The following is a 16,270-nucleotide window of genomic DNA, read 5'->3' as shown; positions in this document are numbered from 1 at the left end:
ACAATAATAAACATTTACAACTGGCTATAAAATACGACGCAATAAAAAATCTGCTTTTAACCGACGAATTCGGTTCATGATTTTCTTCACTGGTTTAGGGTATTTTTGCAAGGTATCAATTTGGCTGTAATGATATAAACGCTCAGTGTGGAGCAAAATATGCTGTTGCTCTTCAATAAAAGATTCTTTCCAACAACCACTCTCATCATGCAACAATAAACCATTCTCTAAATCTAAAGCCCACGCTCGAGGGTTTAAGTTTGAACCCGTGATGAGATGTTTACGGTTATCAGCGCTGATCCCTTTTAAATGAAAACTATTAATACCATTTTTCCATAAATGAATATTGAGCTGACCATTTTCAATTGCCCACTGTTGATTTTTAGCAAACTTACGCAGCGATTGTTCGTACATGTAGGGCAAAGCACCAATGGTGGTAAAATCTTGATCGGGTGGAATATAAAAATCGTTAGCGGTTTTGTCACCTACAACAATATCAATTTTTTTGCCTTCACGCAGATGCCTGGCTAATGCACGAGTTAATACGGTTGGCGGGTTGAAATACGGCGTACAAATAAACAGTTCTTTAGAGGATGAATCGACTAACTGAACAATAGTGTCATTCAACTGATTATTTTTTCGACCTAAACCTATTAATGGTGTAACGCGATTGCCTTCTGTGGTTGAGGCATACTGATAACGAACATGAGACAACCGGTGCTTAAAGCTTTTTACATCGTTCTTCTCTGGATTATCTTCATTGCTAATCGTTTGACTTAATATACTCACAGCAGGATCGCTAATAATGTGTTGTTTTATCATGTCACGCATACTGCGGGCCAACTCAGGGCAATTTATGACATGGTATCGATCAAAACGATATTTTTCTTGTTGCTGTAAATAAATATTGTTAATGCTCGCGCCACTGTAAATAACAGTGTCGTCAATAAGGAAACCTTTAAGGTGTAACACTCCCATAAATTCTCGAGACTTTACTGGCACACCAATAATGTCAAACGGGTGTGTAGCTTCGTCCATTAATTTACGGTATAAAATATAGTTGCCGCTGTCGCCTTTTTGGCCAATTAATCCTCGGCGGGCACGATGATAATCAACTAATATTTTTATATCTAACTGTGGGTTTTGAGCTTTTGCGTCTAATAACGCCTGCAATACTTCACGGCCAGCTTCATCATCTTCAACATATAATGCTGCGATGTATATTGAAGAAGTTGCCGATGCAATTTTAGTTAATAAGGCTTGCTTAAAATCTTTTGGATTAAGCAACCAAGACACAGCATCTGCATTTAGGGCAATACCACCTAGCTTATCCAGCAAGGCATCCTCCTTAAAATGGGTGGCCATTACAATAATTGGTAATGGGATTACATTAAAAAACATCACAGCGATATATTTTAATTGTGAGCACGCTGATGAAATATGTAGCCAATACTATTTGCCATGTTTATACGCAAATGTTTAGCGTCGAGTTGAGGGAGTTATTCAACATCTACCTCATTCATGATGTTTCTGTTAACGCCATATCGATAGTGTTCGCGAGATAGCATCATAAAAATAAATCTAGCAATATGATAATAAATCGTAGCAATTCTCTCTGCTCAACTATATAAATCACCAGTTATAATTTGCAAATTTGCTGCTACTATCACGCTAAGGTATCACTTTTATAACTGTTAATTGAGTTTGGCATTCTATCAAGCTGATAGAAATTACCGACTAACAAGGTGATGAGCAAGATTTTTCTCACTTAGCAGCGGTTTTAGTGCACTTTTTTGTCGATAATTAGAGCATGATAACTAGATTGCTGGTTAACTAGGCAGCTTAGGAGACCGCCAAACATGGATAAATATATTTTAAAAAAACTTAAAATAGGTAAATTTAAGCAAAAATCATCAAATGCGTATCAGCAGAGGATATCATCAGCTACCATAACCTATCGTTAATGAATTCATGATGTAGGCTTTTATGACCGCAATGCTTTGCTTTCTCCTTCGGCCTCAGTCATCTTATGAGAATCACACGTTGAATTTTACTCGAACTTTATGGCTATTAAGTGCTTTTATTGTTTCAAGTATGCCTTGTGTTGTTATGGCAGAAGAACCCCTTAGCCAGTCAGCACTCAATCAACAACAAACTCCATCGACCCAAATCAATCATATTAACCAGCAACCTGCTGCCTTGTATTTAAATAATATGCTGCAGTTACTAAAACCAATGCATTCACAGTTAGGTATAACCGTTTGGGATATGTCTAATCAAAAAATGGTATTTGAGTACAACAATCAATCATTAATGCAACCGGCCAGCGTTCAAAAACTGTTAACCGCATTAGCGGCAACCAAGCAATTAGGTAAGGATTTCAGCTACCAAACTCGATTAACGACCTTAGCACAACAACCGCTTGATAAAAGCCAAATTGAAAATGGTATTTACTCAGGTGATATTTATATCGAATTTAGCGGTGACCCGACCTTAACATACCAAGATTTGCAGTTGTTACTCGCTTCCTTAAGTAATTTGGGGATTACTGAAGTGACAGGTAATATTATATTGGCCAGCGATCAAGATAGCCAATTGCAGGCACCAGGATGGGTTTGGGATGATTTAGGGATCTGTTATGCCGCCCCGATTTCACCTTATATTATTGATAAGAATTGTGTTTATGGTCGATTAGCCACAACGGGCTACAATAAAGTAGCTAAGATCACCATGATGGGAAATAGACCAATTGAAATCACTAATGATGCTTATTTTGTCACACCAACCATTAATCGTGCAGTGGCGATCCCCGCAGTTAAGCCATTAACCGATGATACTGATGCTCTCCCTTCGCACTTAACTGAGTCCGTGCCACAATGTCATCTAACCTTGCGTCGCTTCGATAATAACCGTTATCACCTTAGTGGCTGCCATGTTGGGGCTAAATCATTACCATTAGCAATAGCCATTACCGAACCACAACTTTATGCTCAACAAATAGTAGCTAAGCAACTCGCTGCTTTAGGTATTGTACACAAGCAACCTATTACTGTAGGAAAATTGAGTACGGAACCAGAGTTTATTGCTCAACGACAAATTATCGCCAGCCACCAATCTGCGGCGTTACCGCAATTATTAGAAACCATGTTACTAAAATCAGATAATTTGATTGCCGACAGTTTATTAAAAAAATTGGGTGAAGATTATTATCAGGCACCAAGTGATTTTGCTCGCAGTAGTCAAGCATTGAAAACGATTCTGTACTCAATTGGCATTGACTTATCCAATGCAAATATTGCTGATGGCTCAGGTTTATCACGTTATAACTTACTCACGCCTGAGCACGTATTAACCGTACTTACCACTTTGTATCAACAACCTGAATACCGTTTCTTGCTTGATTTATTACCAGAATCAGGTGTCAGTGGTACCTTACGCTATAAACGATATTTCAATAAGTCTCCGTTGAAACATCATGTGTTTGCCAAGACTGGCAGTATGCTAGGTATTGCTAACTTGGCTGGCAGAGTTAATGTCAGTAATGGTCATGACTATTTATTTGTATTATTCGAAAATGGTTTGAGCCCACAAATTAAAAAACAACAAAAGGCACCTTTTTCTGCGGTTTTTTTACAAACCATGATGGACTTGCCTAGATAAGAAGATGAAGCCGCAATGCATTAAGCTTGTGGCGATCATTTTCCCGTCATTAATTGCTCTAATGCCACCAGCCAAAACAACATAGAAAAAGCCGTTACGATTAATCTCCTACGTAACAATATTTTTGCTTAATCATCTTATATCGACACTAATTTCCATTCAGCACTGGCACATATTTTAACTTGCTATAACATTGCTATCAGTAAGTTAAAAATTTCAATGTTTTACCGGGTGGGTTTATTATGGATAAGCAAGTCAGTTCTCGTGGCACAAAAGAAAAAGCACTTCGTTTAAATTTAGACGAGAAAAAGTACGGAACCATTGTCGAGATTGGTGCTGGTCAAGAAGTCGCGCGTAACTTTTTTGTTGCGGGTGCTGCAGCAGGAACGATAGCGAAAACCATGTCGGCCTACGATATGAAATTCTCAGATGCCATTTATGGTGTTCAAGAAGATGGCCGATATGTGAGTAAGGCCCGTGTATTAGCCATGATGGAACAAGAATTCGATCTCGTTGTCGATCGTGTTGGCAGTGTACGCTCAAAATCATCGCGTTATTTTAGTTATGCCACTACTGTATCGGCCAAAAGTTTTAATCGTAAAAACGAATGCCATGCATGGTGTGGCGTGCGTATTCAAATGTACCCAGGTGCCGAACCGTCTAATATAATCGTTCACGTTCGTATGTTTGATGACAGTGCAGAAGCACAACAACAAGCGTTAGGTATTTTAGGGGTTAACCTAATTTACGCCAGTTACTACTATTTTGAAGACCCAAAGAAAATTATTGATTCGTTAACCGACAGCTTGAAAGCCAATCGAATAGAAATTGACTGTATCGACTTTCAAGGTCCCTACTTTGAAGATGTCGACAATCAGGCAAAAAACATTCATCTTATTCGCAGCTGGAAAACCCGCGCTATCATGTTCAAAGCAGATGGTAATGTCGCTATACCAGCCGATATGCTTTACAAAAAGAATGTATTAACCATTCGCGGGTCATTTAAACCAGTGACTAATCTCAATGTCGATATGATAGAGCAAGGCTATAAAGCCTTTTCCTTGCTCGAAGGTGTTAATAATAAAAATACTGTTTTGATCGCTGAAATTTCGTTAAACGATCTACACGGTAAAGACGCCAACATGACAGAAAAAGACATCATGGAGCGAGTCAAGTTACTGAATGTTTTAGGTTACAACGTAATGATATCGGACTACACTCGTTATTTCTCATTACGTGCTTATTTCCGTCAATATACCCAATTACAAATCGGTATCGTGGTGGGCATTGTTAATATTAAACAGATTTTTGATGAAGAATATTATCGTGGTATGGAAGGCGGTATTCTCGAAGCCTTTGGTAAGTTATTCCCTGATAATACCCGCTTGTTTGTCTACCCCGAACGAGATGAAAAAGACGAGCTCAATGACTTAAATACTGTCAGTGTTCCCAATAATCTACGCTATTTATTCCGCCATGTAATCGATAATGGTTTTATCACCAGTATTGAATCTAGCAATCCTGATTTGTTCAATATTTTTTCTCGTGAAATTTTACAGCAAATTTGTCGAGGTCAAGGAGAATGGGTGGACGCGGTTCCAGAAGCTGTCAGTAAGGTCATTATGGAACAAAAATTATTCGGCTATCGTGGATAATAACAGCATATAAATGTGACGCTATCACTGCGTTGCTATCACTAAGTTAAATCTCTTATCATTAATTGATTTCATTTTTAGTTTTATTACGCAAAAAACGATTTAGTACACTATCTTATAGAATGGCTAACCTAATTTGGTTAGCCATTTTTTTTACAGATAATTTTTCTCCATTATCCATTCACTACGACTTAAGAAATGTTAACTCACCCGTCCCTTTTAACGATAGGAACTTGCGATTGTTACAGATATTATCTTTATCCATGGTTATATTAGGGATCAGTATGCTGGTCTTCAGCTTAAGATCAGTAAATGAAATATGTATTAAGGATAATACTAGTGGTTGGCGCATTCTTAGAGCACAGATCATCTTTTTCGTATTGGGTTATATGGGGATATTTTATTACCTGTGTAAACAATCTGATTTTATAATATCCGATGTCATATTTTGTATCATCATGTTGTTTGGTGGTGCATTTGTGGTCTTAGTGACTCGGCTAAGTTTATTGAGTTTACTGAAAGTTGAAAAACTGATCATCAATGAACGAACTATTGCTCTACACGATAGCTTAACAGGCTTACCAAACCGCCAATACTTAATGAATTCATTAAGTCATCATGTCAAAATTGGTTTACCATTTAGTCTATTAATGATTGATTTAAATCGCTTTAAACAAGTCAATGATGCATTAGGACACTATTATGGTGATTTACTGTTAATCGAAGTCGGTAACAATGTGGCTGAACAGTTACCCCATGACGCCCAGTTATTTAGATTAGGCGGGGACGAATTTGCCGTGATTGTCACTCAAAGCGAATTACCAAAAGTAGAAGAAACAATCAATGCTATTCATCATGCGCTAGAGAGTGCATTTTGCATTGAGAGTTATGATTTATTAGTGGGTGCGAGTGTTGGTGTTAGTCATTATCCAAGCCAGGCGAGTGAAATAGGTCAACTACTACAACAAGCTGATATTGCTATGTATGCCAGTAAAAAAATGGCAACTGAATATACCCTCTATGACAATACCCTTGAAAGCAATGCTGTTGAAAAAGTCAATATTAGTGCCTCGTTAAAACGCGCTATTGAAAATCAAGAGTTTGAACTCTGGTATCAACCTATTATTAACCTTAGTGACAATAATCTGTATGGTGTTGAAGCGCTTATTCGCTGGCCTCGAACAGATGGAAGTTATACCGCACCTAACCTATTTATACATATTGCCGAACAAACGACACTGATAAACCAGATAACCGATTGGGTTATGCTGCAAGTATCAAAAGACATGGAATATTTTGACTCCCTGAGTGTATCTTTGTGTATTCATATCAACTTATCCGCGAAAGATTTGCAAGATCCAAAGCTTATCGAGAAAACGAGCGCATTACTAAAGAATAACCTTTCATCACAACAAGTCATGTTTGAAATTACCGAAAGTGCGATGATGACTAACATTGAACAAGTTAAAACAGCCATGGCAGTGATTACTGCAGCAGGCGGAACGTTCAGTATTGATGATTTCGGTACCGGATTTTCATCCCTAGAACTATTACGTGACCTGCCCGTTAAACAAATTAAAATTGATCGTTCTTTTATCAGTAATATTCATCATAAAGATGCTGATCTAGCCATCGTTAAATCAGTGATATTTTTATCGCAACACCTAGAATGTGTGGTGGTAGCTGAAGGTGTAGAACAATTAGAGACAGTCAATATCCTCAAATCATTGGGTTGTGACTTAGCTCAAGGTTACTACTACGCTAAACCTATGCCAACAAAAGATTTCAGAAACTTTATCAAAAATAAAGGGCATATTCCTCATGACAAAGCTTTACAAATCAATGAGCTGATTAGGTGATCTAGATCATAATTTAACCGGTAATTATAACTTAATCTCATCAGTCATGAACTATGGTTTGGTTAAATAACATTAGAATTTATTAGTAAGTATTTATATATCAATAAAACCGATTAGTGGAACCTAAAAATTTCATTTTTATATGTAATGACGATAAGTTAGGCTATTTATTCAATATTAGTATTTAACAAATTTAGTCAGTTTATTTTTTCGAGTTTAATTATAAAGGAATATATCATGGACAAATCCAATCAAGGCAAGTGCCCTGTTATGCATGGCGGCAATACGTCGAACGAAACCAACAATATGGACTGGTGGCCCAAAGCACTCAACCTCGATATTCTTCACCAACATGATACAAAGACCGATCCAATGGATCCAACATTTGATTACCGCGAAGCTTTCAAAAGTCTCGACCTCACTGCAGTTAAACAAGACTTGAGCACGTTAATGACTGACAGCCAAGACTGGTGGCCTGCAGATTGGGGCCATTATGGTGGATTGATGATCCGCATGGCTTGGCATTCAGCCGGGACTTATCGAATTGCTGATGGTCGTGGTGGAGCAGGAACAGGCAATCAACGCTTTGCACCACTCAATAGCTGGCCAGATAACGTTAACCTCGATAAAGCGCGCCGACTACTTTGGCCAATCAAAAAGAAATATGGCAATAAACTTTCTTGGGCAGATTTGATCATTTTAGCTGGTACTGTTGCCTATGAATCTATGGGGCTCAAAACATTCGGTTTTGCTGGTGGTCGTGAGGATATTTGGCACCCAGAAACAGATATATACTGGGGTTCAGAAAAAGAATGGTTAGCGACGAGTGACTCAGAAAACAGTCGTTATTCAGGTGAACGAGACCTTGAAAATCCATTAGCCTCTGTGATGATGGGATTAATTTACGTCAACCCGGAAGGTGTAGATGGTAATCCTGACCCACAAAAAACAGCAAATGATATTCGTATCACGTTCGAACGTATGGCAATGAATGACGAAGAAACCGTCGCCCTAACCGCTGGTGGCCACACAGTAGGTAAATGTCATGGTAACGGCAATGTAGAAAATTTAGAAGCAGATCCTGAAGGTGCTGAACTTGAAGACCAAGGTTTAGGTTGGTTAAACAAGACCAGTCGTGGCATTGGCCGAGATACAGTTTCCAGTGGTATTGAGGGTGCGTGGACCACACATCCAACTCAATGGGACAATGGCTACTTTGAACTATTGCTTAATTACGATTGGGAGCTTAAAAAAAGTCCTGCAGGTGCATGGCAATGGGAACCAATTAATATCAAGGAAGAACATAAACCTGTAGACGTTGAAGACCCATCAATTCGCTTGAATCCCATTATGACAGATGCCGATATGGCGATGAAAATTGATCCTGAATATCGTAAAATTTCCGATCGTTTTTATAAAGACCCTGCATATTTTTCAGCCGTATTCGCACGGGCGTGGTTTAAGTTAACCCACAGAGATCTAGGGCCAAAAAGTCGTTATCTTGGTACCGAAGTCCCTAATGAAGAGTTAATTTGGCAAGACCCAGTCCCAGAAGTTGACTATAGCTTAACAGAGCAAGAAATTAGCGAGTTAAAGGCTAAGATCTTATCTAGTGGATTAAGTGATGCAGAACTGATCGCTACTGCATGGGACAGTGCCCGCACCTTCCGTGGCTCAGATTATCGTGGTGGTGCCAATGGTTCGCGTATCCGTTTAGCGCCACAAAAAGACTGGCAAGGTAACGAACCGGCAAGATTACAAAAAGTGTTAAATGCTTTAACGACAATTCAAGCTGGATTAGCGAAACCAGTCAGTATTGCAGACTTAATAGTGTTAGGTGGTACTGCTGCGGTTGAAAAAGCAGCCCATGCTGCAGGTGTTAATGTAAAAGTGCCATTTTCAGCGGGTCGTGGTGATGCCACACAAGAACAAACAGATATAGAATCTTTTGAAGTGTTAGAGCCATTGCACGATGCGTATCGTAATTGGCAAAAGAAGGACTATATCGTTCAACCAGAAGAAATGATGCTTGATCGTACCCAACTTATGGGCTTAACCGCACATGAAATGACGGTATTAGTGGGCGGTATGCGAGTATTAGGTACCAACTACGATAACACTCAACACGGTGTATTTACTGACAATGTTGGTGTGTTAACAAATGACTTTTTTGTAAACTTAACGGACATGTCATACACTTGGAAACCTGCAGGCAATAACTTATATCACATAATTGACCGCAAAACAGGCAAGATGAAATGGACTGCCACTCGAGTTGACTTAGTCTTCGGTTCAAACTCAATATTGAGATCTTATGCCGAAGTGTATGCTCAAGATGATGCTAAGGAAAAGTTTGTTAAAGACTTTGTTAAAGCCTGGACCAAAGTGATGAATGCAGATCGATTTGATCTAATTTAATATAACGTCTATCCAATGACCACGAGTCATAAAAAAAGCACTGTGAATACTCAACAGTGCTTTTTTATTTCAATTAATCAACTCAATAGAAGATTAATTAACCTTTTAGTGCTTGATCAATCATTTGTTGTGCTTGAGTGATAATGTCATCTAGATGTTGCTGGCTAATAAAGCTTTCGGCATAAATTTTAAACAAAGCTTCTGTCCCAGAAGGACGTGCGGCAAACCAACCATTTTCAGTAGTGACTTTAATGCCACCAATGGCAGCATTATTACCTGGCGCATGACTTAATATTGCGGTAATAGCCTCACCAGCTAATTGGGTATCACTAAAGCTATCAGCGTTTAATTGTTCAAATTTGGCTTTTTTCTTAAGGCTAATAGGGCTATCGATACGACTATAAAAACTCTCACCAAACTGATCCGTTAATTCTTTATAACGTTGTGCAGGCGTTTTACCGGTTACCGCTAAAATTTCAGCGGCAAGCAAGGCCAAAATAAACCCGTCTTTGTCGGTACACCATGTGCTGCCATCTCGTTTTAAAAATGCGGCACCAGCACTTTCTTCGCCACCAAAAGCAATGGTGCTATGTGCCAAGCCATCTACAAACCACTTAAAGCCCACGGGTACTTCCAAACAGTGACGACCCAACGCGTTACATACGCGGTCAATCATTGCACTAGACACCAAGGTTTTTCCAACGGCCAATGAAGCAGACCATTGTGGGCGATGTGTCATTAAATAATCAATCGCAACCGCTAAATAATGATTAGGATTCATTAAGCCATAACCTGGGCAAACAATACCATGACGGTCATAATCGGGGTCGTTACCAACACATAAATCAAAATCTTCACTGCGCGCTAATAATCCAGCCATGGCATAAGGTGACGAACAGTCCATTCGAATTTGGCCGTCCTTGTCTAGGCTCATAAAACCAAATGTAGGGTCAACTTTGTTATTCACTAAGGTAATATCAAGGCCATATTTTGCTGCAATCTTGTCCCAATAATAAATACCAGAACCACCTAGAGGATCAACACCGATGCGAATATTAGCTTTTTTAATTGCGTCCATATCTACAACATCAATAAGAGAAGCAACATAGGGTTCAATAAAATCAACCTCATCAACCCAACCAGATTGAACCGCTACGCCGTAATTAACCTTTTTAACCCCAGAAAGTTGATTAGCAAGGTATTCATTGGCCTTGGTTTCAATGATTTTGGTGATGTCACCCTCAGCAGGACCACCATGAGGTGGATTATATTTAATTCCACCATCCTTAGGCGGATTATGTGATGGTGTTATGATAAGTCCGTCTGTTAGTGCTGAAGGTTTACTAACGTTAGCACTGACAATGGCATGTGACACAACAGGAGTTGGCGTAAAACCATTATCTGTTTGAATCAACATTTTGACTTGATTGGCAGTTAACACTTCAATAACAGACAAAAATGCCGAATAAGATAATGCGTGAGTGTCAAAACCGACAATCATAGGACCTGTAATACCAACAGATTGTCGATAATCGACCACAGATTGAGTGATGGCCCAGATATGGTTTTGATTAAAACTGGCCTTAAACGAGCTACCACGATGTCCCGATGTCCCAAATGACACTTTTTGCTGAACATCTTCCACATTAGGTATAATGCGATAATAATAACTCATCAATTTAGGAATGTTCACTAAATCCGTTTGTAAAGCTTGCTGTCCTGCACGTGGATGAATGGCCACTTATAGTCTCCTATTATCAAATCATTATTTTATCTAACTAAAAAATTGTCCGTGTGGATAACATCAATCACCGATTAAATATGTTCAGCAATCATTTTGGCCTTTTCACTATCACAACCCAAGTGTTCTAACACTTCGGTCAAAATATTTTGTTTTTTAGCAGTATTATTATTGGTCGTAACCCAAAAACCGCTGGTTGCAATTTCTTTAGGATTTGAAGATTTACTTGACGCTAATAATGCCTGTTTAGAACAAGCAAAGTACAAACGACCTTTGCCTTGGATATTTAAGACTTTATCGAAATCACTACCAACAACTGTTTCAAGGCTGCTTAATAAGTACATAAAGCGACCGACAGCACCTTTTTGCTGGCTCAATAAATGTTGATTTACAATAGAGTCAAAGTCAATCACTTCTGTAGATAAGGAATTTTCATCTAATGTTTTGTGTTGACTAGGAATTTTTTGTTCCGAAATAACCTTTTCAACCGCTATTTTAGCTTGATTAAATACGTGTTCTCGATTTTGTACAGGTGCAGATTCTAAACTGGGTTGACTAATATCAATGGGTAAACTTATATCAACATCTTCTACTGACAAGTTCAATAACCGACGTAAAATATCTGAAGCACTTTCGCCTATGCGTTCGGTCTTGCTGGCAATAAAGCGATAAAGTTCTTCGTCAATTTCTATGTATTTCATCAGAGTCATCCTTTTTCTATCAGTCTTTGTCACTACTGGAGCCAATATCATGCTGCTGTAGATTAATTAGGGATCGCAGATCAAATTATTATTAATGAGATCAAAACATATCGTTCCAGTGTAAGCCATGCTTAACCTACTAATAAAGTAGCAAAATCATTATATGCATTAAATGACTAAAAATTTATTAAAAGCAGTATAAAATATAAGCAATATTTGTTGTGACTGCCACAAAACTTGATTTGACTGGCCAGTTGCAGCAAAATCCTCAGCATTAATCGTTTTAACGAGCTTATTGCTGTATGCATTATGTAACTTCCGGTCAAGGTGAAGCCGTTCTGTTAATTCATGGACTCTTTGGTAATCTTGATAATCTAAAAAATCTTAGTCGTGTCCTGGAAAAACAACATCAAGTCATACGGGTTGATGTGCCCAATCATGGTTTAAGTGAACATTGGGATAATATGGATTATCCACAATTAGCCGATGCCATGATTGATCTACTTGACGATTTACAGATTAAACAAGTCCATGTTGTTGGCCATTCAATGGGCGGAAAAATTGCAATGGCAATGGCACTTTTGCATCCTGACCGAGTAATCAGTTTAGTCATAGCAGATATCGCTCCGGTGGCATATAGTCCAAAACATCAAACGGTGTTTGCTGGATTAACCAGTTTAGTATTAGACAGTGCCACCACTCGAAAATCAGCATTAACCCATTTAATGGCTGCAGGCATTGATGAGCCCACGTCTCAGTTCTTACTAAAGAATTTACAACGCACTGACAGCGGTTTTGAATGGAAAATGAATTTACCTGGGTTAATTCATTCTTATGACAATATTATTGGTTGGGATTTGCCATTAAATAATGACAGTCATTTTAATAAGCCTACACTATTTTTACGTGGCGGTGATTCAAACTATATAACGGCTGCATATCGTGATGACATTATGCGTCAATTCCCCCATGCCATTGCTAAAACATTGAATGGCACAGGCCATTGGTTACACGCACAAAAGCCAGAAATATTTAATCGTATTGTGTCCGAGTTTATTGAACAAAACCAAGGGTAAATTTTAATATTTACCCTTTAGAATATAGCCGATGCCAACGTGATGTGGTATATTCTCGCCCTCTTTTCGCCAGACAGTTAATTGCGAAGGTAGAAGTATGTTAAACCAATACATGGAACAAATTGAAGCAGTAGGCTTAAACTTGTTTTTTGCATCGATATTCTTTTTTATCGGCATGGCTATCCATGATGTGCTTAAACAAGGTGATGTGCCTAAATTTGGTCGATTTATTGTTTGGTTAGTTTTATTCCTTGGCTGTGCCGGGTTTATTGCAAAAGGTATTATTCAGATGACCTGGGAAGGCTCTGGGATCGGTTAAAGAGTACAATGGCAAAAGAAACAACAGATAGAACGACTATTGATCTTTTTTCCGCAGAAACGCGCCGAGGGCGTCCGAGAAGTAACCCTCTTTCTCGAGATCAGCAATTAAAGATCAATAAGCGCAACCAAATTCAGCGTGATCGCGCTAACGGTTTAAAGCGAATAGAGTTAAAAGTGTCACAAGATTTGTATGATGCCTTGAACCAACAAGCTTTGAACAGTAACATCAGCCGTAGCCAGTTAATCGAATTTATTCTGCAACAGCAACTCGACAACTGAGACGTTTTTAGAACATCGCACAACGCGAATTAGATATTTAAAGGATAGACAATGGCAACTGTAGGTCTTTTTTTCGGTAGCGACACTGGTAACACCGAAGCTGTAGCCAAAATGATCCAGAAAAAACTGGGTAAAAGCATGCTCGATGTCAAAGACATCGCAAAGAGTACCAAAGAGCAAATTGCTGAATATGATTTGTTAATGTTTGGTATTCCAACTTGGTATTACGGCGAAGCACAGTGTGATTGGGATGATTTTTTCCCGGAACTTGAGCAAATTGACTTTACCGACAAATTAGTCGCTATTTTTGGTTGTGGTGACCAAGAAGATTATGCTGAATATTTCCTTGATGCTATGGGCATGATCCGTGACATCGTAGAGGCTCGTGGTGGTATCATTATTGGTCATTGGCCATCAGAAAGTTACAACTTCGAAGCATCTAAAGGCATGGCAGATGACAAACACTTTGTCGGGTTAGGGATTGACGAAGACCGTCAACCAGAGCTAACCGAAGAACGTGTTGACGGCTGGGTTAAGCAAATTTATGAAGAAATGTGTTTAGCTGAGTTAGAAGACTAACCAAGCACATATTTTTATGATAAAAAGCGGCTTTATTGCCGCTTTTTAATGTCTAACGTTTACCTTTAAATGTTAAGTAACCATCAATATGCCAACCAATAGTTCTTGTTTAACTCAACATCATTGGGATATATTTTGTACCGTTGTCGACAACTATGGTGATATAGGCGTCACTTGGCGTTTGGCTAAACAATTGGTAGCAGAATATAACATTCCGATTAATTTGTGGGTTGATGACTTACTAAGTTTCTCACATATTTTACCTAAACTTGATATTAATAAAGCACAGCAATCATTTTGTGGCGTGAATATATTTCAATGGAATAACCCTCTAGATATAGAATTTAAATCTGGGGAAGTCGTTGTTGAAGCTTTCGCCTGTGAATTACCTTCACAAGTTAAGGATCAGATTGAACAACTGCATCACCACTCAGATACCCATGCCCCAACTTGGCTTAACCTAGAATACCTCAGTGCTGAAGATTGGGTTGATGGTTGCCATGGGCTACCATCATCACAACCTAATGGCGTTACAAAATGGTTCTATTTCCCTGGTTTTAGCGCTAAAACGGGTGGTCTTATTTGTGAACGTGATTTATTTAACCAACGTGATGAATGGCAAGCTGACCCTAAACATAAATTAGCATTATTCAAGCAGCTGGGTTTACAAGGTATTAATGCTCAAGATACGGTTATCAGTGTCTTTAGTTATGAAACAGAAGCATTAACCGCTTTATGTCATTTATGGCAAGCCTCACCGACTCCAGTTCATGCGCTTATTCCTAAAGGGCGTAGTTTGAATAGTATCCAAAGCTTATTACCTTGTGCCATTGAAGATTTGATACCCGGTCAACAATTTATAATAGGTAGCTTGACCCTACATATATTGCCGATGACGGATCAAAATGGCTTTGATCGCTTGCTATGGAGCTGCGATTTTAATATTGTGCGGGGTGAAGATTCATTTTTACGTGCTCAATGGGCTGCAAAACCTTTTATATGGCACATTTATCCACAAGAAGATGATTATCACCTGGTAAAATTACAAGCTTTTATACAAATTTACTGCGATAATCTGGCTCCAGAAATTGCTACTACTTGGTCTGAGGTGAATTTGGCCTTCAACCAAGGGAATACAAACGCGGTAGTAATGCACTGGCAACACTTACTTTCTGTTAATTTGCCTTTAATGCAACATGCTATTAAATGGCCAATTAACGCGTTAAATGATGCAGATCTTGCGAGTCGACTCGTTCAATTCGTTAACAATAGCTAAGATACTGCTCTATAAATAAAAAAAGTCCCAAAATATAGGAAATAGTGAAATGAAAACTGCTCATGAAATCCGTCCTGGTAACGTGATCATGTTAGATGGCAGCCCATGGGTTGTTCAGAAGACTGAAACAACTCGTTCTGGCCGTAACGCTGCAATCGTTAAGTTAAAATTAAAAAACGTATTGCTAGATTCTGGCACTGAACAAACCTTTAAAGGTGAAGACAAATTAGACGATATCATTTTAGAACGTCTTGATTGTACTTACTCATATTTTGCCGATCCTATGTATGTATTCATGGATAGTGAATATAACCAATACGATGTAGAAGCTGACAACTTAGGTGATGCTGCTACCTATATCATTGATGGCATGGAAGACATGTGCCAAGTGACCTTCTATGAAGGCAAAGCAATTTCTGTAGAATTGCCAGTTCACATCGTACGTGAAGTGATTTACACAGAGCCTTCAGCTCGTGGCGACACTTCAGGTAAAGTAATGAAACCAGCTACCATTACTGGTGGTGGTACTGTTACTGTTGCTGACTTTGTTAAAGTGGGTGACAAAATTGAAATTGATACTCGCACAGGTGAGTTCAAGAAGCGCGTATAATCGCCAGTTAACATGGGTTATTAGTAAAATAGTAATAACACAAGTCAACTCAGCAAAAGCCAGCACTACGTGCTGGCTTTTTTGTAGTCAAACAC

The 16,270-nt window shown here is 38.7% G+C and carries 13 protein-coding genes; 10 read left to right on the top strand and 3 right to left on the bottom strand.

Annotated elements, in window-relative coordinates; translation table 11 throughout:
* Positions 1 to 24 precede the first annotated feature (24 nt).
* Positions 25 to 1,338, bottom strand: a complete 1,314-nt coding sequence (gene pssA, locus FCN25_RS19700) for a CDP-diacylglycerol--serine O-phosphatidyltransferase (protein ID WP_254693690.1) — start codon at positions 1,336 to 1,338, stop codon at positions 25 to 27.
* A 771-nt stretch (positions 1,339 to 2,109) separates the two neighbouring features.
* Here pssA and dacB point away from each other — a divergent pair.
* From dacB to katG, 4 genes are all read left to right on the top strand, one after another.
* On the top strand, positions 2,110 to 3,660 hold the full coding sequence (gene dacB / locus FCN25_RS19695) for a D-alanyl-D-alanine carboxypeptidase/D-alanyl-D-alanine-endopeptidase (protein WP_175405907.1): 1,551 nt from the start codon (positions 2,110 to 2,112) through the stop codon (positions 3,658 to 3,660).
* Positions 3,661 to 3,902: 242 nt separating this feature from the next.
* Positions 3,903 to 5,315 carry a TonB-dependent receptor gene (locus FCN25_RS19690; protein ID WP_137227053.1) on the top strand — a complete coding sequence of 471 codons (1,413 nt, stop codon included), beginning with the start codon at positions 3,903 to 3,905 and terminating at the stop codon, positions 5,313 to 5,315.
* Between the two features lie 458 nt (positions 5,316 to 5,773).
* Complete coding sequence (locus tag FCN25_RS19685) at positions 5,774 to 7,174, top strand: bifunctional diguanylate cyclase/phosphodiesterase (RefSeq protein ID WP_254693689.1); 1,401 nt, start codon at positions 5,774 to 5,776, stop codon at positions 7,172 to 7,174.
* A gap of 237 nt (positions 7,175 to 7,411) precedes the next feature.
* Positions 7,412 to 9,592 carry a catalase/peroxidase HPI gene (gene katG / locus FCN25_RS19680; RefSeq protein ID WP_137227052.1) on the top strand — a complete coding sequence of 727 codons (2,181 nt, stop codon included), beginning with the start codon at positions 7,412 to 7,414 and terminating at the stop codon, positions 9,590 to 9,592.
* Between the two features lie 97 nt (positions 9,593 to 9,689).
* Here the strand turns inward: katG and pgm are convergent, their stop codons facing one another.
* Both pgm and seqA read right to left on the bottom strand, forming a co-directional pair.
* Positions 9,690 to 11,333 (bottom strand): phosphoglucomutase (alpha-D-glucose-1,6-bisphosphate-dependent), encoded by a 1,644-nt coding sequence (gene pgm, locus FCN25_RS19675; protein ID WP_137227051.1) that lies wholly within the window; start codon positions 11,331 to 11,333, stop codon positions 9,690 to 9,692.
* 74 nt (positions 11,334 to 11,407) lie between these two features.
* Positions 11,408 to 12,034 (bottom strand): replication initiation negative regulator SeqA, encoded by a 627-nt coding sequence (gene seqA / locus FCN25_RS19670; protein WP_137227050.1) that lies wholly within the window; start codon positions 12,032 to 12,034, stop codon positions 11,408 to 11,410.
* A 302-nt stretch (positions 12,035 to 12,336) separates the two neighbouring features.
* Between seqA and FCN25_RS19665 the strand changes: the two genes are divergently transcribed.
* From FCN25_RS19665 to efp, 6 genes are all read left to right on the top strand, one after another.
* Entirely contained in the window at positions 12,337 to 13,110 is a 774-nt protein-coding gene (locus tag FCN25_RS19665; protein WP_137227049.1) for an alpha/beta fold hydrolase, read from the top strand.
* A gap of 97 nt (positions 13,111 to 13,207) precedes the next feature.
* Entirely contained in the window at positions 13,208 to 13,429 is a 222-nt protein-coding gene (locus FCN25_RS19660; protein ID WP_137227048.1) for a DUF2788 domain-containing protein, read from the top strand.
* Between the two features lie 8 nt (positions 13,430 to 13,437).
* Positions 13,438 to 13,710: a LexA regulated protein gene (gene ybfE, locus FCN25_RS19655; protein WP_137227047.1), complete on the top strand. Its 273-nt coding sequence runs from the start codon at positions 13,438 to 13,440 to the stop codon at positions 13,708 to 13,710.
* Between the two features lie 51 nt (positions 13,711 to 13,761).
* On the top strand, positions 13,762 to 14,289 hold the full coding sequence (gene fldA / locus FCN25_RS19650) for a flavodoxin FldA (protein WP_137227046.1): 528 nt from the start codon (positions 13,762 to 13,764) through the stop codon (positions 14,287 to 14,289).
* Positions 14,290 to 14,377: 88 nt separating this feature from the next.
* Positions 14,378 to 15,565 carry an elongation factor P maturation arginine rhamnosyltransferase EarP gene (gene earP / locus FCN25_RS19645; protein WP_137227045.1) on the top strand — a complete coding sequence of 396 codons (1,188 nt, stop codon included), beginning with the start codon at positions 14,378 to 14,380 and terminating at the stop codon, positions 15,563 to 15,565.
* 49 nt (positions 15,566 to 15,614) lie between these two features.
* Positions 15,615 to 16,175: an elongation factor P gene (gene efp, locus FCN25_RS19640; protein WP_137227044.1), complete on the top strand. Its 561-nt coding sequence runs from the start codon at positions 15,615 to 15,617 to the stop codon at positions 16,173 to 16,175.
* The last annotated feature ends 95 nt before the right edge of the window (positions 16,176 to 16,270 follow it).

This window comes from Shewanella sp. MEBiC00475, from assembly GCF_005234075.1.
Classification (GTDB): Bacteria; Pseudomonadota; Gammaproteobacteria; order Enterobacterales; family Shewanellaceae; genus Shewanella; species Shewanella polaris.
This window is presented reverse-complemented; position numbering and strand designations above follow the sequence as displayed.